Origin of the sequence: Mycoplana dimorpha (genome assembly GCF_003046475.1) — a bacterium.
GTDB lineage: Bacteria > Pseudomonadota > Alphaproteobacteria > Rhizobiales > Rhizobiaceae > Mycoplana > Mycoplana dimorpha.
The window spans coordinates 289,399-307,373 of sequence record NZ_PZZZ01000004.1; the positions used below are offsets into that span (position 1 = coordinate 289,399).

13 protein-coding genes and 1 tRNA gene are annotated in these 17,975 nt (G+C 63.8%); 6 read left to right on the forward strand and 8 right to left on the reverse strand.

Annotation, left to right across the window (positions count from 1 at the left end; genetic code table 11):
* Positions 1 to 23 precede the first annotated feature (23 nt).
* Together uvrB and C7449_RS11550 are read left to right on the forward strand one after the other, a co-directional pair.
* Positions 24 to 3,077 carry an excinuclease ABC subunit UvrB gene (uvrB, locus tag C7449_RS11545; RefSeq protein WP_108002944.1) on the forward strand — a complete coding sequence of 1,018 codons (3,054 nt, stop codon included), beginning with the start codon at positions 24 to 26 and terminating at the stop codon, positions 3,075 to 3,077.
* Positions 3,078 to 3,308: 231 nt separating this feature from the next.
* Complete coding sequence (locus tag C7449_RS11550; protein WP_108002945.1) at positions 3,309 to 3,599, forward strand: GIY-YIG nuclease family protein; 291 nt, start codon at positions 3,309 to 3,311, stop codon at positions 3,597 to 3,599.
* A 390-nt stretch (positions 3,600 to 3,989) separates the two neighbouring features.
* Here C7449_RS11550 and C7449_RS11555 read toward each other — a convergent pair whose 3' ends face one another.
* Positions 3,990 to 5,879: an NACHT domain-containing protein gene (locus C7449_RS11555; protein WP_108002946.1), complete on the reverse strand. Its 1,890-nt coding sequence runs from the start codon at positions 5,877 to 5,879 to the stop codon at positions 3,990 to 3,992.
* Between the two features lie 628 nt (positions 5,880 to 6,507).
* Between C7449_RS11555 and C7449_RS11560 the strand changes: the two genes are divergently transcribed.
* Positions 6,508 to 7,365 (forward strand): hypothetical protein, encoded by an 858-nt coding sequence (locus C7449_RS11560; RefSeq protein WP_108002947.1) that lies wholly within the window; start codon positions 6,508 to 6,510, stop codon positions 7,363 to 7,365.
* Between the two features lie 168 nt (positions 7,366 to 7,533).
* On the opposite strand, the gene dusA is transcribed toward C7449_RS11560, so the two are convergent.
* Positions 7,534 to 8,637, reverse strand: coding sequence for a tRNA dihydrouridine(20/20a) synthase DusA (gene dusA, locus C7449_RS11565; protein ID WP_108002948.1), 1,104 nt, complete (start codon positions 8,635 to 8,637; stop codon positions 7,534 to 7,536).
* A 378-nt stretch (positions 8,638 to 9,015) separates the two neighbouring features.
* Here dusA and C7449_RS11570 point away from each other — a divergent pair, with 378 nt between their 5' ends.
* Positions 9,016 to 9,546 (forward strand): gamma carbonic anhydrase family protein, encoded by a 531-nt coding sequence (locus tag C7449_RS11570; protein WP_108002949.1) that lies wholly within the window; start codon positions 9,016 to 9,018, stop codon positions 9,544 to 9,546.
* A 100-nt stretch (positions 9,547 to 9,646) separates the two neighbouring features.
* Here the strand turns inward: C7449_RS11570 and C7449_RS11575 are convergent, their stop codons facing one another.
* The 3 genes from C7449_RS11575 to C7449_RS11585 are packed head-to-tail and all read right to left on the reverse strand — an operon-like array spanning position 9,647 to position 11,821.
* Positions 9,647 to 10,036, reverse strand: coding sequence for a Fur family transcriptional regulator (locus tag C7449_RS11575; RefSeq protein ID WP_374828276.1), 390 nt, complete (start codon positions 10,034 to 10,036; stop codon positions 9,647 to 9,649).
* Between the two features lie 14 nt (positions 10,037 to 10,050).
* Positions 10,051 to 10,881, reverse strand: a complete 831-nt coding sequence (locus C7449_RS11580; protein ID WP_108002950.1) for a metal ABC transporter permease — start codon at positions 10,879 to 10,881, stop codon at positions 10,051 to 10,053.
* A complete protein-coding gene (locus C7449_RS11585) occupies positions 10,874 to 11,821 on the reverse strand; it encodes an ATP-binding cassette domain-containing protein (RefSeq protein WP_108002951.1) in 948 nt (315 codons plus the stop codon). The genes C7449_RS11580 and C7449_RS11585 overlap by 8 nt, the downstream gene beginning before the upstream one ends.
* Before the next feature lie 98 nt (positions 11,822 to 11,919).
* Between C7449_RS11585 and znuA the strand changes: the two genes are divergently transcribed.
* On the forward strand, positions 11,920 to 12,900 hold the full coding sequence (gene znuA / locus C7449_RS11590) for a zinc ABC transporter substrate-binding protein ZnuA (RefSeq protein ID WP_108002952.1): 981 nt from the start codon (positions 11,920 to 11,922) through the stop codon (positions 12,898 to 12,900).
* 90 nt (positions 12,901 to 12,990) lie between these two features.
* On the opposite strand, the gene C7449_RS11595 is transcribed toward znuA, so the two are convergent.
* Complete coding sequence (locus C7449_RS11595; protein WP_108002953.1) at positions 12,991 to 13,239, reverse strand: hypothetical protein; 249 nt, start codon at positions 13,237 to 13,239, stop codon at positions 12,991 to 12,993.
* A gap of 386 nt (positions 13,240 to 13,625) precedes the next feature.
* On the opposite strand from C7449_RS11595, the gene C7449_RS22340 reads away from it, so the two are divergent.
* Positions 13,626 to 15,899, forward strand: coding sequence for a M10 family metallopeptidase (locus C7449_RS22340; protein ID WP_170115864.1), 2,274 nt, complete (start codon positions 13,626 to 13,628; stop codon positions 15,897 to 15,899).
* A 91-nt stretch (positions 15,900 to 15,990) separates the two neighbouring features.
* Here C7449_RS22340 and tig read toward each other — a convergent pair whose 3' ends face one another.
* Together tig and C7449_RS11610 are read right to left on the reverse strand one after the other, a co-directional pair.
* Positions 15,991 to 17,469 carry a trigger factor gene (tig, locus tag C7449_RS11605; protein ID WP_108003205.1) on the reverse strand — a complete coding sequence of 493 codons (1,479 nt, stop codon included), beginning with the start codon at positions 17,467 to 17,469 and terminating at the stop codon, positions 15,991 to 15,993.
* A 264-nt stretch (positions 17,470 to 17,733) separates the two neighbouring features.
* A tRNA-Leu gene (locus C7449_RS11610) sits at positions 17,734 to 17,818 on the reverse strand.
* Positions 17,819 to 17,975 lie beyond the last annotated feature (157 nt).

Genomic DNA, 17,975 nt, shown 5'->3' on the forward strand with positions numbered 1-17,975 from the left:
CGGACTCTGTCCATATTCCCCCCATGGCCAGATCACCGAAGAAAACCCCGTCCTCGAACCGCGGCTTCGAGGAAGCCCCGCAGTCCGACTTCGAGGGCGCGCCCTATTCCGGCAGCGTCGCCGACTGGGTGCGTGAGCTCGAGGCCGACGCCGAGGCCTCGGCGATCGAGAGCCAGCGCGACATCGCCTCGAAGGCCGGCAAGCACCGCAAGAAGGTCGAGAATGCCGCCCGCCAGCATGCGGAGAAGGCGGAAGCGGCGGCCAGAGCGAAGCGCAGCGGCCAGGCGGCCGCCGCCGGCCGTCCGGCGCGCTCCCGCGACGCCGCAGGCGCGCAAGAAGGAGATTGGGCGGAGGCCAGCCCGAAGGGCGGTGCGGCCGTCAGCGCCCAGAAGACCGCCCGCGGCGTGTCGATCGGCGCCTCCTCCGACCCGAAGACCCGCGCCAGAGCCGGCCTCAACCCGGTCGCCGGCCTCGACGTCAACCTCGAGGACGCCTCCTCGCTGAACGCCGGCTCGGCCGTCACCGCCACCGTCGATGCGCTGGCAAAACTGATCGAATCCGGCAACCCCCTGCACAAGAACGGCGAGATCTGGACGCCGCACCGCCCGCCCCGGCCGGAAAAGTCGGAGGGCGGCATTCCAATCCGCATGGTCTCCGACTACGAGCCGGCCGGCGACCAGCCGACCGCGATCGCCGACCTCGTCGAGGGCCTCAACAGCGGCGAGCGCAGCCAGGTGCTGCTCGGCGTCACCGGCTCGGGAAAAACCTTCACCATGGCCAAGGTGATCGAGGCGACGCAGCGCCCGGCGCTGATCCTGGCGCCGAACAAGACGCTCGCCGCCCAGCTCTATTCCGAGTTCAAGAATTTTTTCCCCGACAACGCCGTCGAGTACTTCGTCTCCTACTACGACTACTACCAGCCCGAGGCCTATGTGCCGCGCTCGGACACCTATATCGAGAAGGATTCGTCGATCAACGAGCAGATCGACCGCATGCGCCACGCCGCCACGCGCGCCATCCTCGAGCGCGACGACTGCATCATCGTCGCCTCGGTCTCCTGCATCTACGGTATCGGCTCGGTCGAGACCTATACCGCCATGACCTTCCAGATGACGGTCGGCGACCGGCTCGACCAGCGCCAGCTCTTGGCCGACCTCGTCGCCCAGCAGTACAAGCGCCAGGACATCAACTTCGTCCGCGGCTCGTTCAGGGTCCGCGGCGACACCATCGAGATCTTCCCGGCCCACCTGGAAGACGCGGCCTGGCGCATCTCGATGTTCGGCGACGAGATCGACGCGATCACCGAGTTCGACCCGCTGACCGGCCAGAAGACCGGCGACCTGAAGAGCGTAAAAATCTACGCCAACTCGCACTATGTCACCCCGCGCCCGACGCTGAACGCCGCCATCAAGTCGATCAAGGAGGAGCTGAAATTCCGCCTCGAGGAGCTGGAGAAGGCCGGCCGCCTGCTGGAGGCGCAGCGCCTCGAGCAGCGCACCCGCTACGATCTTGAGATGCTGGAGGCGACCGGCTCCTGCGCCGGCATCGAGAACTATTCGCGCTACCTCACCGGCCGCAAGCCCGGCGAGCCGCCGCCGACGATGTTCGAATACATCCCCGACAACGCGCTGGTGTTCATCGACGAGAGCCACGTCACCATCCCGCAGATCGGCGGCATGTACCGCGGCGACTTCCGCCGCAAGGCGACGCTGGCCGAATACGGCTTCCGCCTGCCCTCCTGCATGGACAACCGCCCGCTGCGCTTCGAGGAATGGGACGCGATGCGCCCCGACACGATCGCCGTCTCCGCCACCCCCGGCGCCTGGGAGATGGAGCAGGCCGGCGGCGTCTTCGCCGAGCAGGTGATCCGCCCGACCGGCCTGATCGACCCGCCCGTCGAGGTCCGCTCCGCCAAGACCCAGGTCGACGACGTCCTTGGCGAAATCCGCGACACCACGCAGCGCGGCTACCGCACCCTCGTCACCGTGCTGACCAAGCGCATGGCCGAGGACCTCACCGAATACCTGCACGAGCAGGGTATTCGCGTGCGCTACATGCACAGTGATATCGACACGCTGGAGCGCATCGAGATTATTCGCGATCTGCGGCTCGGCGCCTTCGACGTCCTCGTCGGCATCAACCTGTTGCGCGAGGGCCTCGACATTCCCGAATGCGGCTTCGTCGCCATCCTCGACGCCGACAAGGAAGGGTTTTTGCGCTCCGAAACCTCGCTGATCCAGACGATCGGGCGCGCCGCCCGCAACGTCGACGGCAAGGTGATCCTCTATGCCGACCAGGTCACCGGCTCGATGCAGCGCGCCATGGAGGAGACAAGCCGCCGCCGCGAGAAGCAGATGGTCTACAATGCCGAGCACGGCATCACGCCGGAATCGGTGAAGGCAAAGATCTCCGACATCCTCGACAGCGTCTACGAGCGCGACCACGTCCGCGCCGACATTTCCGGCGTCGGCGGCAAGGGCTTTGCCGAGGAAGGCCACCTCGTCGGCAACAACCTGCAGGCCCATCTCGACGCCCTGGAAAAGGCCATGCGCGACGCCGCCGCCGACCTCGACTTCGAAAAGGCCGCCCGCATCCGCGACGAGATCAAGCGCCTCAAGGCCGCCGAGCTTGCCGTCCTGGACGACCCGATGGCGCGGCAAGAGGCGCGGAGCGCCGAAGGCTCAGGCCGGAGGCAGACGGCAGCGGCTGGCACGACCGGCTCCCTCCCCCTTGTGGGGAGGGTTGGGGAGGGGCAAGCCCCGGGCAAAACCCCTCCCGGCCCTTCGGGCCACCCTCCCCACAAGGGGGAGGGAACGGGCGGCCGCTCGCTCTTCCAGAAACCCTCGCTCGGCAACATGGGCCCGGGCACCGACACGGAGATCCCCGCCGCCCAGTCGCTGTTCCGCAAGAACACCCTGGACGAAATGACCGTCGGCCGCACCGAAAAGCCGGTGACGGGAAAACTCCCGGAAAAGCCCGTCGTCCGCGGCAAGATCGGCGCCGGCTCCTACGAGGACCCGGCCGAGCAGGCGCGCAAGGCCAAGACGAAGGGCAAAACGGGGCGGCCGGGACGGTAGCCCTTGGGGCGCACTCACCGGTCCGCACCTCCTTCGTCATGCCGGACTTGATCCGGCATCCAGCCGCGATGTCCATCGCGCGGGAGACTCCTTTCTATAATTGCCCAGGGCTTCATTCACGGCGCGGACGCGCCGTGGCTGGATGCCGGATCAAGTCCGGCATGACGGTGAGATCTCAATCCGCCGCAACTCCAGCTTGCCATCCTGCGCGTTCACCCGCATCCTCCCGCCATGAAGGGCTACGTCTACATCCTCGCCTCGCAACGCAACGGCACGCTCTACACCGGCGTGACCACCGATCTGCCGCGCCGCCTCTACGAGCACCAGAACGACCTGACGCCCGGTTTCACCAGTCGCTACGGCGTCAAGACGCTGGTCTGGTTCGAGGAACACGACCTCGTCACCGACGCCATCGCCCGCGAAAAGGCCATCAAGAACTGGCCACGCAAATGGAAGCTCGACCTGATCGAAGCCGCCAATCCCGACTGGGCCGACATCGCCCACCACCTGCACGGCCTCTGATCCGGCCTACGCCGGCTCGCCGACCCGACAGGCCGCCCCTCCTCCCGTCATGCCGGACCTGATCCGGGAGCCAGCCACCGCGTGCCCCTCCACCACCGTCATGCCGGACCTGATCCGGCATCCAGCGCGCGATGTCCATCGCGCAGAAGACACATTCCAGTGCGCCAACTCAATTTGCCATGAAGTCGTTCACGGCGCAGACGCGCCGTGCCTGGATGCCGGATCAAGTCCGGCATGACGGAGAATTTGACCGTCGTCCGCGGCAAGGTCGGCGTCGGCTCCTACGAGGACCCGGCCGAGCAGGGGCGCAAGGAAAAGACGAAGGGCAAGACGGGGCGGCCCGGGCGGTGAACTGTGTCGTATGTTCACCGCCCAATACTTAATTCGAGCTCAAAAGAGTTCCTCGAAGGATTTACTTACATGACGGTATTTCTCTACCTCAGAGTTTACGAAGTCGTAGAAATATTCAACACTCAACCGCATGTAGTGTACAATTCCAGATTTTCCCAGCCCCTCAACCAATAATTTAGAAAGCTCTGGATTAACCTCTAGAAATCGCAGCTCCCCACCTTCGGCGGAAAGCGATATCATTTTTATCTCGGGATCCTTAATCAGATCAACAGCCTTCCTCATAAAGCCTTCGTCTGATTTGTGGAATTCGGAAACATTTATACTTTGCGCCACTTTATTTCCAGTTACGCGCAAAATGTTTTGGTAAAATGAATGCAACGTTCCTTCATGAGTAACGTCGTAATGAGCGTACATTCGACGCGGAATTACCTTTTTTTGACGACTTGACTTCGCTTGGTGGAAATATTTCCGCCCGTGAGAAATGTCATATTGTATTTTTAGATTAGCATTTTCGGCAAAACACTCAAAAAGACCTTCATCCCTCCCCTTAGAAAAGAAATAATCAAATTTATGAGCAGAAGGAACTATATACTTCTCCCTAAATAAATCCGTATTTATATCATAAACCATCTGCATTACCGAATCATTGTACCTATTCGAAAATTCGAAAAACATTTTCTCTACATTTCTATTCGCTACCCTCGCAATGCAATTGGCAGCAAAATATTCCTGGAAGCTCCTATGCGTAAAGCTATAAACTATACCTTCCTTCTTCAATAAGCATATGCTTTCCGACATATCCTTAATAAAATTCTCGTTTACGACATCAATTCCCTCAATTGATTTTGCCTTATCGATCGTCTCATTCAAATTTACATCAGTAAATTCAAAATTCTCATCATAATAACTTTTCAAGCAAAAGTAAGACAGAAGCTTGATTAGCTCTTGTCTCTCCAGTCCAGTGTAAAGCTTTCTGCGATAGCCGCCTTTCGTAAGATCATGACGCGTATAAAGCGCCTCAAAAGCCTGCTCATAGAATAGGAACATTTTCTTTGGAATGTCTTGATTATAAGAAAATGTAACAAGCATCATATACGCAAGAAGTGGCGTGGTCAGAAAGCTTTCATGAGAGCCATATAATTTATCAAGCTGCGAAAGAAACGTTTTTTTATACTCATCAACATATGGAGCCTTTTGAACTAACTCCACAACTTGATTCTTTTTCAGTGGCCGAACCTTGCATATTTCAAATTGCTGCCAGCCATGGAATCTGTCATCGGGACGGCTTGTTACTATAATGGTAAGATTTGGATTGGCTTCTCGCAATGAGATGATCATCTGCTCGACTTTTTCGCGCTGATCATGATTGATTTCGTCGAAGCCATCAAAAAATAGAACAAACTCACCTTGCTTTAAGGCCTTCGAAAAATTCAACTGAGAAATACTGGATCCAGACTTAATAATTGAGTGAAAAATAAAGTCTGATATACTATTGTGCGTGAAGTAATTCAGTTGACGAAGCTCAAGGAAAAACGGAATTCTGCCTTCCGGATTTTCAAAGAATGAAAGCCACAAATACCTCATAAACATCGACTTACCCCCTCCGCCCGTGCCAGTAATTACGCAGGCAGCTCCCTTCTTCACCTTCTCGACGAGGGTATACTGATCGACTTCCTTTCCATCGACGTCAAAAGTTTCATCCACATAAAGATCTAGAGTTTTCTCTGGCTTCTTGTCGCTTAATATTGTCTTTATTTCGATACATTTTTGAAAAGTGCTATGTAAATGATCATTTAGATCTGTTTTTATCTCGTCGCCATTTGAGCTTAGCGCCTTAATCTTGCGCTGAACGTATGATGTTGCAAGATTGCCTAGTAGTCCTGAAAATCCCTGTGCTGCAATCGACGCAGCAATAGTCTCTACCGCCATGATCAAATTCCTTAAAATTATAGTTCCTAGGTTCGGCAAAGTTTATAATACTGCGACGCCTCCGCCTTACGTGCACACTCCAGCCCAATTGCCCAACAAAATCAACACCCCCACCCCCATTTCATCCCCGCCCCCTTCGCCCATGCCATAATCCCCCCATCCCGCCGCGGATACACCGCAAGGCGTTGCGGCGAGGCGGGGACGGCGCGGGGCGTGAGGGACAGACGCGAAACCTCATGATCCGGGCCTGCGAGACTGGTCCCCTCTGGTGACGGCGGGCAGAAAAACCCGAGTTGCGCACCGGACGTGCCCGAGCGGTGGCACACAGGGCGTCCGCCTCCAGGGCGGGCGAGGCAGAGGACCGCGTTTGCGGGCAGAAACCGCCGAACGGGGCGCCGGAAGGTGCCACACACACATTTCAGATGAGGCAGCTTCCAGCGCCCCGTCCGAAAGCAGATTTTTGGGAACCACGACGGCAGGCCGGGCGTGGCCGCAGGCGCATGCGCGGTGCGCGCGCCCCAGGCGCGATGCCCCGGGACAGGACAGGACGGGACAGGGCCGGTGGTGCGGCGGCCGGGCGACGCGGCACCGCCCCCGGCACCGCTGACAGACGCAAAGGAGCAAGCCCATGCCGACTGCAATTCCCGCCGCACCGGCCAGAAAACCGGAAAGCCGCCTCGACGACGGCGTCCTGCGGGCGCTCGCCTACGGCGCCGCCACCCTGCTGCTCTTTCACGAACTCGTCTGCCGCTGCCGGCCGTGCCGCCGCGCCCGCGGCTGCCTGATGCGCAGCCGCGACGGCCGGCCGGACTGCCTCGGCAGCGCGCCGCCCGACGCCCTGGCCGTCCACGCCGCCCTTTTGGCGGAAACGGCGCGGCTGCTCGAAACCCTCGCCTTCGCCCCGTCGACGCCGGTCGAACCGCTCAGCCGCGATCCGGACGACCGCGAACTGCAGGAGGCGGCCGTCGAGATCCTGGATGCCCTGCTGCCGCGGCAGGGCGCCCTGCGCGACCGGTTTTCCGCCCGCCGCCGCGCCCAGAAACTCCTGTCGGGCCCGCCCTATGCCGGCGACGACCTCGTGGAATATCGGGATTTCCTGCGGTACATCCGCGCCAGGCCGATCGCGCCGCAGCTGACCGGCGGCGTGCCCGCCCGCCTGCCCCGCCCGCCCGGCAAGCCCGGCGCGGCCGCTGACCTGCCCCGTCCTTGCGAAAAGGTCGCTGCCGCCGCGCGCTGGTCCGGCCCTCCCGGGAGCGTCGCCGCGTCCGCGCGCTTGTCCGACCCTCTCGGGCAGGCCACTGCCTCTCCGCGATTGCCCAGTTCCCCCGGAGAGTTCAGTGCCGCCGCGGGCCTGCCCCGCCCGCCCGGAAAGGTCGCTGCCGCCCGCCCTCCCGGGGAGGTCGCTGCGGCCGCGTGCTTGTCCGACCCTCGCGGGGAGGCCACTGCCGCCGCGCACTTGCCCGCTCCCTTCCGGAAAAGTCGGTGAGTGCGCGCGCTTGCCCCACTCTCCCGGGGAGTTCAGTCCCGCCGCGGACCTGCCCCGTCCTTCCGGAAAGGGCGGAGGGTGCATGCGCCTGCCCGGTGCTTCCGGACTGCGCGCCCCTGATGTCCGGCATCTTCTCCCCGCCGGCGGCCCGGTGGTGCCAGCCGTCTCCTACTCGGCCGCAGCCCTGGCGGCCGACGCCTCCAGCACCGCGGCAAAGGCGGCTTCGATCACCCCCGACCCCGCCGCCGGCCTCGTGGCGTCGGCGGACAGAATCTGGCGGTAGCGCCGTGCGCCCGGGACCCCCTGGAACAGCCCGACCATGTGGCGGGTCACATGGTTCAGCCGCCCGCCGCCGGCGATCACCCGCTCGGCATAATCCATCATCGCGTCCCGCACGCCCGCCCAGAAGGCCGCGTCGGCCGCCAAAGTCCCTCCCCCTTGTGGGGAGGGGTTGGGGAGGGGTTTTTCGGCAGAGGCAACAGGGCGAACCATGTCCGCCAGCGGATTGGCAAACACAGCATCGACCCCGGTCAGCATGCCGCTGTCCTGGTAGGCGGCGCGGCCGAGCATGGCGCCATCCAGCCCCTCGCCCGGCCGGCCGATCTCGGCAACCGCCTGCTCCAGCGTATGAAGACCGCCATTCAACCCGATGAAAAGATTTTTGTTTTCCGCCTTCAGCCGCCGCACCAGGCCGTAGTCGAGCGGCGGGATGTCGCGGTTCTCCTTCGGGCTCAGCCCCTGCAGCCAGGCCTTGCGCGCATGGACCCAGACGGCGTCGACGCCGCCAGCCTTGACGCGGGCGACGAGGTCGCGCAGCGCCACCTCCGGGTCCTGGTCGTCGACGCCGATGCGGCACTTCACCGTCACCGGAATGCTGACCGCCGCCTTCATCGCCGCGACGCAATCGGCCACCAGCTGCGGCTCGCGCATCAGGCAGGCCCCGAAGGTGCCGGACTGCACCCGGTCGGACGGGCAGCCGACATTCAGGTTGATCTCGTCATAGCCGAAGTCTTCGCCGATCCGCGCCGCCTCCGCGAGTTTTTGCGGATCGCTGCCGCCGAGTTGCAGCGCCAGCGGATGCTCGACCGCGTCATAGCCGAGCAGCTTGTCGCGGTTGCCGCGCAGGATCGCGTCGGCGACGATCATTTCGGTGTAGAGCACGGCGTTCTTCGTCAGCTGCCGGGCGAAATAGCGGTAGTGCCGGTCCGACCAGTCGATCATCGGCGCCGTGGCGAAGATTTTCTGCCCGGTGCTGAGTGCCTGCTGATACATGGTCCGTCCGCGTCTGGTGTGGGTAGGGTTGCCAAGCCGGGACCACAGCCGCGCCAAAACGCCGGGTGCCGTCCTGCCCGAGAAAAATGGTTTCGCGCCGCTCATAGCGCAAGGAGCCCGGAAAAACCACCCTCGCTCCCCCTCCGGCTTGGCCTGGCAGCGCCGGACGGTGCTAGAGTGGGAACGATTCGGAAAGAACCGCCATGCCGCCAGTCTTTCCCGCCGCCGCCCGGACGGCCGTCATGCAGCCGAACGACACCGCCGGCGCCGCCAGTTTCACAGCCCCCCCCCGCAGCGGCCGGGGCGCACCCTTGCCTGCGGAGGCGGCGGCGCTACGCCCCGCCCTCAACTGAACTGAACTGACCTGAGGAGGTCTCCATGCCGCTCTACGCACTCGGCAACCACGTCCCCACCCTGCCCGCCGACGAACGCTACTGGGTCGCCCCAGATGCGCAGGTGATCGGCAAGGTGGTGATCGGCGAGGATGTCGGCATCTGGTTCGGCGCGACCCTGCGCGGCGACAACGAGCCGATCACCCTTGGCGCCCGCACCAACATCCAGGAGAACACCGTCATCCACACCGATCCCGGCAAGCCGGTGACGATCAGCGAAGGCTGCACGATCGGCCACGGCGCGATCATCCACGGCTGCACGATCGGCGACAATTCGCTCATCGGCATGGGTGCGACGGTGCTGAATGGGGCGGTGATCGGCAACAACTGCCTCGTCGGCGCCGGGGCGCTGGTGACCGAGGGCAAGGTGTTTCCGGACAATTCGCTGATCGTCGGCTCGCCGGCTCGCGTGGTGCGGATGCTGGACGAGACGGCGATCGAGGGGCTGAAGACGTCGGCCGAGAGCTATGTGCGCAACTGGAAGCGCTTCAAGGCGGAACTGCGCCGGCTCGACTGAAGGGCGCGCCGGCTAGTGTGTGTCCATGAAAGGGAGCCGGTTTCGGCGCCAAGATGTGACGAACAGGCCTACAGCGTGGCGCTGAAAACTAGCTCCGGCGTCAGGCGCAGCCGGCACAGTGGCCGCGGACCTCGATGGTGGCCTTGCCGGGCCGGAACTGGTGGTCGCGGGCAAAGGCGCCAAGCCGCTCTTCGATCAGATGGTCATGAAACTCCGTCACCTTGCCGCAGGCTTCGCAGATGGTGAAGGCAGTGAGACCATGCGCGCAGCATCCCTGATGCGGGTGAGCGCAGGCGACGAAGGCGCTGATGCTCTCAAGGCGGTGGACGAGACCGAGGTCGAGCAGCTTGTCGAGCGCCCGATAGACCTGCAGCGGCGCGCGAAATCCTTCGTCGCGCAGCCTGTCGAGGATCGTGTAGGCGCTGAGCGGCGCCTCGGCCTGCAACAGCGCATCGAGCACCAGCGACTGGTTGCGGGTCAGCTGTTTCATGGGTGTCATCTGTGTCATCTGTTGCCCCCTTCGGGTTGCGCGGCGGCGATGCTGCTGTGTTCGCCGCGCCGCGGCAGCAGGCTGGCGAGGAAGAGCACCAGCGCCGCCACGACGATCGACGGGCCGGACGGCGTGTCGAACTTCAGCGAGCCGAACAGGCCGCCGGCGACCGCGACGGCGCCGAACAGCGAGGCGAGCACCGCCATCGTCTCCGGACCGGCGGAGAAGCGGCGCGCCGTCGCCGCGGGAATGATCAGAAGCGAGGTGATCAGCAGGATGCCGACGATCTTCATAGCGATCGCGATCACCAGCGCCATCAGCAGCATGAAGGCCAGGCGGGCCCGCTCCGGCTCCAGCCCTTCGGCAGCGGCGAGTTCCGGGTTGACGGTGGAGGCGATCAGCGGCCGCCACATGTAGACGATGGCGAGCAGGACCAGGATGCCGCCGCCCCAGACGAGGCTGACATCGGCCTGCGTCACGGCGAGGATGTCGCCGAACAGGAAGCCGACCAGGTCGATCCGCACCCAGGTCATGAAGGACACGATCACCAGCCCCGTCGCAAGCGTCGCATGCGACAGGATGCCGAGCAACGCGTCCGTCGACAGCGAGCCGCGCTTCTGCAGCAGCAGAAGCGTCAGCGACACGACCGCGGCGACGGCGAAGACGCTGACCGCCAGGTTGACGTGCAGCAGCAGCGACAGCGCCACGCCCAGCAGCGCCGAATGCGCCATGGTGTCGCCGAAATAGGCCATCCGCCGCCAGATGACGAAGCAGCCGAGCGGTCCGGTCGTCAGCGCCAGGCCTATGCCGGCAAGCAGCGCGCGGGTGAAAAAATCGTCAAGCATCGCGCCGCTCCTGCGTTTCGTCCCCGCTCGTCCCGGCCGTTGCCGGCGGCTCGCAGCCGCAATCCGGCCCATGCGCATGCGGGATCCGCATCGGCCCGGGCCGGCTGCCCGCGTCGCCGTGATGAGCGTCGCCATGATGGTGACCGTCGGCGGGATGGCAATGATCGGTGACCGAACCGTCGGCATGCAGGACGCGGCCGTCCGGCAGGTGAGTGTGGTCGTGGTGGTGGCTGTAGACCGCCAGCGTCTGGCTGGCGCGCGTGCCGAACAAACGAAGATACTCCGGGCTGCGGCTGACCGCCTCCGGCGTGCCGCGGCAACAGACATGGCCATTGAGGCAGACGACGGTGTCGGTTTCGGCCATGACGACGTGCAGATCGTGGGAGATGAGCAGAATGCCGCAGCCGGTGGTGTTGCGGATCGTCTTGATCAGCTCGTAGAGCGCGATCTCGCCGGAGAAATCGACGCCCTGCACCGGCTCGTCCAGCACGAGCAGATCGGGCTTGCGGGCGATGGCGCGGGCCATCAGGGCGCGCTGAAACTCGCCCCCCGACAGGTGCTGCACTTCCGCACGCGCGAGATGGCGGATGCCGGTCGCCTCGAGTGCGGCCTCGATCTCGCGCTCCCGCAGGCTCGTCGTCAGCGTCATCAGACGTTCGACCGTCAGCGGCATGGTCCAGTCGATGGCGAGCTTCTGCGGAACGTAGCCGACACGCAGGCCGGGAATACGCGTCACGCCGCCCTCGTCCGGCCGCGTCACCCCGATCGCCATCTTGGCAGTGGTCGATTTCCCCGACCCGTTCGGGCCGATCAGCGTAACGATCTCGCCTCGGGCGATGGAGAGGTCCACGCCGCGGACCAGCCAGCGGCCCTTGCGCCGCACGCCGGCGGCCGCAAGGCTGACGAGCTCCTGCCGGGATTGCACGTTGGATTGCAGCATTGAATTTTCCAAAAGTCCGGTTGCCGCCTGCTATCGCACACGTTATAGCATAACGCAACTTATGTAATAACATTACATGCGCATCCGGAGATGTCACGATGAAACCAGCCGCCCTGCTCCTTTCCACCGCGATGATGCTTGCGTCGGCCCCAATGGCGCGGGCAGAGGTGCCCAATGTGGTGGTGTCGGTCAAGCCGATCCATTCCCTCGTTGCCTTCATCATGCAGGGGGTCGGCGAACCGCGGCTGATCGTGGAGGGCGCCGCCTCGCCCCACACCTACACGCTCAAGCCCTCAAACGCGGCGGCGCTGCAGGAGGCCGATATCGTTTTCTGGGTGGGCCACGGGTTCGAAACAATCCTGGAGCGGCCGCTGGACGCTCTGGGCAGCAAGGCGAAGATCGTAGCACTCGAGGATGCGCCAGGCCTGCAGAAGCTCAAGATGCGCGAGGGCGGCACTTTCGAGCCGCACCAGGACGATCACACGACCGAAGCCGGCGCCAACGGCGCGGACGACGAGCACGCGCACAACCACGATGGACATGCACACGAGGAAGGCGGCTTCGACACGCATCTCTGGCTAGATCCCGCCAACGCAAAGGCGATGGCCGCTGCAATCGAAGAAACGCTCTCCGCACAAGACCCCGCCAATGCCGTGACCTACGAGGCCAACCTGGCCGCGCTGAACGCCAATATCAACGCGCTTGATCGTGAAATCCGCCAGACGATCGCACCCGTTAAGGACAAGCCATTTGTCGTCTTCCATGACGCGTACCAGTATTTCGAGCATCGATACGGAATGCGGGTCATCGGTTCGATCACCGTCAGCCCGGAGACGATGCCGGGTGCCGCCCGCATCTCCGAGATTCGCCAGAAGGTTACAGAGCTCGGCGCGGCCTGCGTCTTTGCCGAACCGCAGTTCGAGCCGAAACTGGTGAATGTCGTCCTGGAGGGGACCTCGGCCCGGGCGGGCGCGCTAGATCCCGAAGGCGCGACGCTGCCCGAAGGACCGAAGCTTTATCTGGATCTGATGCGATCGCTCGCCACTTCGCTGCGCCAGTGCCTGTCCTCTGCGAGCTGAACGGGCACCAGACTAAAGGCGGCCCGCCCGGATCGCTGATCTTCGGCCGCCTTCCGCGACATGAATCCATGGCGGGGTGGGTGCGCCACTTCACTTGCGGCGCAGCCGCTCCAGAGCGCGCCGCGCATCGTCCGCGAGCGGGTGGTCGGGATGCCGTTCGATGAACAGTTCATAGGCTTCCACCGTCCCGCGCGCTTGTAGCCGCCGGTATTCGGCACGCACGGCTTCGTCGTTATCCGGCGGGGTATTCATGACGGCAAAGCTGACGGGCACCGGCACGGCCACGGCCGCGGCAACCCATCCCAGCCCTGTGACAAGGCATCTGCGCCGTACGGTCATGGACGGCTCCTTCTTCGTCAAACACATTAAATATAGCCGACAAACCCCTATACTGCATACATCCGATCAGCACTCGAATCTGACGCGGCCAAATTCGTTGGCGGCGGGCATTATTTTTCCACATTCTAATTTACAGTTGACCCTCAGGCACAAAAGAGGGCCGGACACCGAAATCGGGTCGGCCGGGAAGAAGCCCGGTGACTGTCGGCCCGGCGCGAGGAGGCATTCCGATTTCCCGCCAGTACCCCACCCGCCGACGCCGGCAGGCGCCCGATCCGACTTCACCGTGAAGTCGGCTTCCGGGTCGGGTGAGGCACGAGCACACAGCATCCTGAAACCGAATGATTGCGTCGCCAGGTCCCGGCCCGGTCGATGAAGGAGGAAGCATGACCGCAAGCGTGAAATCCGTTCGCAGCCTGTCAGGCTTCGACATCACCAACGACGACCAGCCAACATTCCAGGCTGTCGTAGCGCCCACGGGAGCCGGCCCGATATACGATATCGATCCATTTGCGCCGCGGCTTGCCGACGACAGTCCGCTGTCGGTGCTGTTCCAGCACACCAGCGCCCTTGACGACGCGGCCGATGCGCCTTTTGCCGCCAGCCTGCTAGCGCATGCTCGGGGGGCCGATGTGGAGGCCGCTGATGAGGCCGCCGGTGCGCCGACGCCAAACGACAATGGCCGCGTCTCCACCGCCGGCTCCGTCGGCTCTACCGGAAATCCGATCATCGACGGTGTCTTGAGCGGCTCGCGCTGGAACACGACCCATATCGATTACAGCGCCCCCGATTCGGCATCCGACTACCAGACCGGCTATTTCTCCGACCAGAATGGCGAGGGAACAAGCGCCCAACGGGAGAATTTTTCGCAGCTCACGGATCAGCAGAAGCTCGCGCTGCACGCCATTCTCGACGAACACGTCTACACCCAGCCCAAGGGGGCTGCCGCCTTCTCGGTCGAAGGCTTCACCAAGCTGGGCGTCGACTATGTTGACGGGGGGACGGGCAATGCGACCATTCGCGCGGCGAATTCCGGTGATCCGGCGACCGCCTATGCCTTCTATCCCGAGAACACCGTCTATGGCGGCGACATCTTCTTCGGCGACACCTATGACGGTACCCAGTTCAGCCTGAAGGAACCGACCGCCGGCAACTATGCATGGCACACCATGCTTCACGAAGCCGGCCACGCACTCGGCCTGAAGCACGGCAACGAGGCCGGCGGACCGGGGAACACCGCAGTGCCTGCACAGTACGATTCCCTTGAGTTCACCGTGATGACCGATTCCTCCTTCATCGGCGATACGGGCGGCGGCTACGATTATGAGGCCTTCGGCGCGCCGCAGACCTACATGATGCTCGACATCCTCGCGCTGCAGACGATGTATGGCGCGGATTTCACCGCCAACGGCGGCAACACGGTCTACAGCTGGGACCCGAAAACCGGCCAGGCCTACGTCAACGGCGAGCTTGCGATTGCCCCGGGCGACAACCGCATCTTCTCCACCATCTGGGACGGCAACGGCAACGACACCTACGATCTGTCGAACTATACGACGCCGATGCGGATCGATCTGCGGCCCGGCGAGAGCTCGACCTTTTCCGAGGTGCAGCTCGCCTTTCTCGGCGGCGGGCCGAACGGCGGCTTTGCCCGCGGCAACGTCTTCAACGCACTGCAATTCGAAGGCGATCCCCGGTCGCTGATCGAGAATGCCAAGGGCGGATCGGGCAACGACACCCTGATCGGCAATGCCGCCGCCAATGTCCTGCGCGGCAACGGAGGCAACGACATCCTCGAGGGCGGCGCGGGCAATGACACGCTGCTCGGCGGCGGCGGCGGTGACACGCTGCGTGGCGGTTCGGGAAGCGACGTCGCATCCTACCTCGCGGCCACCACCGGCGTGCGGGCCGGATTGACCAACCCGTCCAACAACACCGGCGAGGCCGCCGGCGACAACTACAGCCTCATCGAAAACCTGACTGGTTCGGCGTTCGGCGACGTGCTGTACGGCGACGGAGGCGACAACCGCCTGAGCGGCGCGGCCGGCAACGATACCCTGGTGGGCCAAGGAGGGGCCGACACCCTGATCGGCGGAGCCGGCACCGACACGGCCTCCTATGCCGGCGCGGGCAGCGGCGTCGTGGCGCACCTCGACAAGCCCGCCGCAAATACGGGCAATGCGGCCAGCGACACCTATTTGTCGGTCGAGAACCTGTTCGGTTCCGCGCATGCCGACGGCCTCTACGGCGATTCCGGCAACAATGCCGTCAACGGCGGAGCGGGCAACGACCGGATCGATGGAGGCCGCGGCAAGGACGTTCTGACGGGAGGCGCCGGCGCCGACACCTTCGTGTTCGACACCCCGCTCGGCGCGGGAACGAACATCGACAGGATCAGCGACTTCGCGGCAGGCGTGGACAAGATCGAACTCGATCCCGCGATTTTCAGCGCGCTCGGCGTTGCCGGCCCGCTGTCGGACGCGGCGTTCCGGATGAACAGCAGCGGCCTTGCCGCCGACGCGAGCGACCGCATCATCTACGAAACGGACCGGGGCGCCCTGTTCTACGATGCCAACGGCAATGCCAGCGGCGGCCGGACACAGTTCGCCTCGCTCGATGCCGGGCTGGCGCTGTCGAACCTGGACTTTCTGATCGTCTGAGCGCCCGCCCGAGGCCGCCGGTCGGCCCGCCCGGCCAACGAAAAGGCCGCCCTGCGGGGCGGCCTTTCCTGCATTCCTGGTGCGTCGAAAATTACTCGGCGCCGTCGTCGGCGGCCTTCTTCTTGGCCGGAGCCTTCTTCTTCGGAGCGGCGTCGTCGCCCTCGGCAACCTCGGCCTTGGCGGCGGCCTTCTTCTTCGGGGCAGCCTTCTTGCCTTCGGACTGGCCTTCCTCGGCCTCGTCGTCGGCGAGCAGCTCTTCCTTGGAGACGGTCTTGTCGGTGACGGTGACTTCGCTCAGCAGGTGGTCAACGACCTTTTCTTCGAAGAGCGGGGCACGCAGCGATGCGGAGGCGCCCGGCGTCTTGCGGAAATAGTCGAGGATCTGCTTTTCCTGGCCCGGGAACTGGCGCAGCTGCTCGAACAGCGAACGCTGCATTTCCTCGTCGCTCACCTGGACGCCGGCCTTCTCGCCGATTTCGGAGAGCACCAGGCCGAGGCGGACGCGCCGCTCGGCGAGCTTGCGGTACTCCTCGCGAGCTTCCTCTTCGGTCGTGTCCTCGTCGGCGAAGGTCTTGCCGGCCTGCTGCAGGTCGGTGTTGATCTGGCGCCAGATGTTCTCGAACTCGGCGTCGACCAGGCGTTGCGGCGTGTCGAACTTGTACATCTCGTCGAGCTGGTCGAGGATCTGCCGCTTGACCTTCTGGCGGGTGACCGAGCCGTACTGGCTTTCGATCTGGCCGCGGACGACCTCGCGCAGGCGGTCGACCGATTCGAGGCCGAGCTTCGTGGCGAGCTCGTCGTCGATCTTCAGTTCGGCCGGAGCGGCGACGTCCTTGACGGTGATGTCGAAGGTGGCTTCCTTGCCAGCGAGGTGCGCGGCCGGGTAGTCGGCCGGGAAGGTTACGGTGATGACCTTCTCGTCACCGGCCTTGACGCCGACCAGCTGGTCCTCGAAGCCGGGGATGAAGCGGTTGGAGCCGATGACGAGCTCGGCGTCCTCGTCCTTGCCGCCCTCGAAGGCCTCGCCGTCGACCTTGCCGAGGTAGTCCATGGTGACGCGGTCGCCCTCGGCGGCCTTGCCCTTCTTGGTCTCGTAGGTGCGGGCGCTCTCGGCGATCTTGAGGATCTGCTCGTCGATCTCCTTGTCGGCGATCTCGACGACCTCGCGGGTGACCTTGATGCCGGAGACGTCCTTCAGCTCGATGGCCGGGATGATCTCGTAGGACAGGGTGAATTCGAAATCAGCCTGTGCGTCGAGGATCTTCTCGGCCTCGGCCTGATCCTCGGTCATGGCGATCTCCGGCTGCGTCGCCGACTTCTCGCCACGCTCGGAGAGGATCGCGCTCGGCTTGTCGCGGATGATCTCGTTGACGAGATCGGCCATCATCGACTTGCCGTAGACCTTCTTCAGGTGGGACACCGGAACCTTGCCGGGACGGAAGCCATTGATGCGAACGCGGTCCTTGGCGTCGGCCAGGCGCTCGTTGAGCCGGGCCTCCATGTCCTTGGCCGGGATGACGACCTTGAGTTCGCGCTTCAGCCCGTCTGCGAGCGTTTCGATTACCTGCATGTTCAAACCTTCGTTTCGATATGGCGGTGCCCCGGCCGGAACCGGTCCATTGGCGGGCACCCCTCCGGGTCTATTTGCCGTGAGTGGCTTTACTGTTATCGGTGGCCTTTTGGCAAGCAAAATGGCGCGACGGCGCTCGATCCGCCCCGCCGAAACCGCTCCGATGGAACCTCACGCGCGATGCCTGGCCATACCCCGGCCCGCGAGAGGCGCCGGATTGCCGCGTTCCTCAGGCGTGGCGCAAGCGGCCAGCCAGGACGTTTCTGGTGCGGGTAGAGAGACTTGAACTCCCACGCCTTGCGGCACCAGAACCTAAATCTGGCGTGTCTACCAATTTCACCATACCCGCGTTCAGAAAGCCGCCTGCGGCGTCGCTTTTGCGCCCGACGGGCGCGCCTTCCGGTCGCGGCGCCTCTATATCACCCGTTCGGCGCCGGTCAAAGCGAAAATGTGGCAAGCCGGCGGCGCATCTGCAGGTCGGCCAGAGGTCCCGCCCGGACCGGGCA

Bases quoted from the DNA above. Each gene is read 5' to 3' on its own strand.
- uvrB (WP_108002944.1), top strand. From the start codon at position 24: ATGGCCAGATCACCGAAGAAAACCCCGTCCTCGAACCGCGGCTTCGAG.
- C7449_RS11550 (WP_108002945.1), top strand. From the start codon at position 3,309: ATGAAGGGCTACGTCTACATCCTCGCCTCGCAACGCAACGGCACGCTC.
- C7449_RS11555 (WP_108002946.1), bottom strand. From the start codon at position 5,879: ATGGCGGTAGAGACTATTGCTGCGTCGATTGCAGCACAGGGATTTTCA.
- C7449_RS11560 (WP_108002947.1), top strand. From the start codon at position 6,508: ATGCCGACTGCAATTCCCGCCGCACCGGCCAGAAAACCGGAAAGCCGC.
- dusA (WP_108002948.1), bottom strand. From the start codon at position 8,637: ATGTATCAGCAGGCACTCAGCACCGGGCAGAAAATCTTCGCCACGGCG.
- C7449_RS11570 (WP_108002949.1), top strand. From the start codon at position 9,016: ATGCCGCTCTACGCACTCGGCAACCACGTCCCCACCCTGCCCGCCGAC.
- C7449_RS11575 (WP_374828276.1), bottom strand. From the start codon at position 10,036: ATGAAACAGCTGACCCGCAACCAGTCGCTGGTGCTCGATGCGCTGTTG.
- C7449_RS11580 (WP_108002950.1), bottom strand. From the start codon at position 10,881: ATGCTTGACGATTTTTTCACCCGCGCGCTGCTTGCCGGCATAGGCCTG.
- C7449_RS11585 (WP_108002951.1), bottom strand. From the start codon at position 11,821: ATGCTGCAATCCAACGTGCAATCCCGGCAGGAGCTCGTCAGCCTTGCG.
- znuA (WP_108002952.1), top strand. From the start codon at position 11,920: ATGAAACCAGCCGCCCTGCTCCTTTCCACCGCGATGATGCTTGCGTCG.
- C7449_RS11595 (WP_108002953.1), bottom strand. From the start codon at position 13,239: ATGACCGTACGGCGCAGATGCCTTGTCACAGGGCTGGGATGGGTTGCC.
- C7449_RS22340 (WP_170115864.1), top strand. From the start codon at position 13,626: ATGACCGCAAGCGTGAAATCCGTTCGCAGCCTGTCAGGCTTCGACATC.
- tig (WP_108003205.1), bottom strand. From the start codon at position 17,469: ATGCAGGTAATCGAAACGCTCGCAGACGGGCTGAAGCGCGAACTCAAG.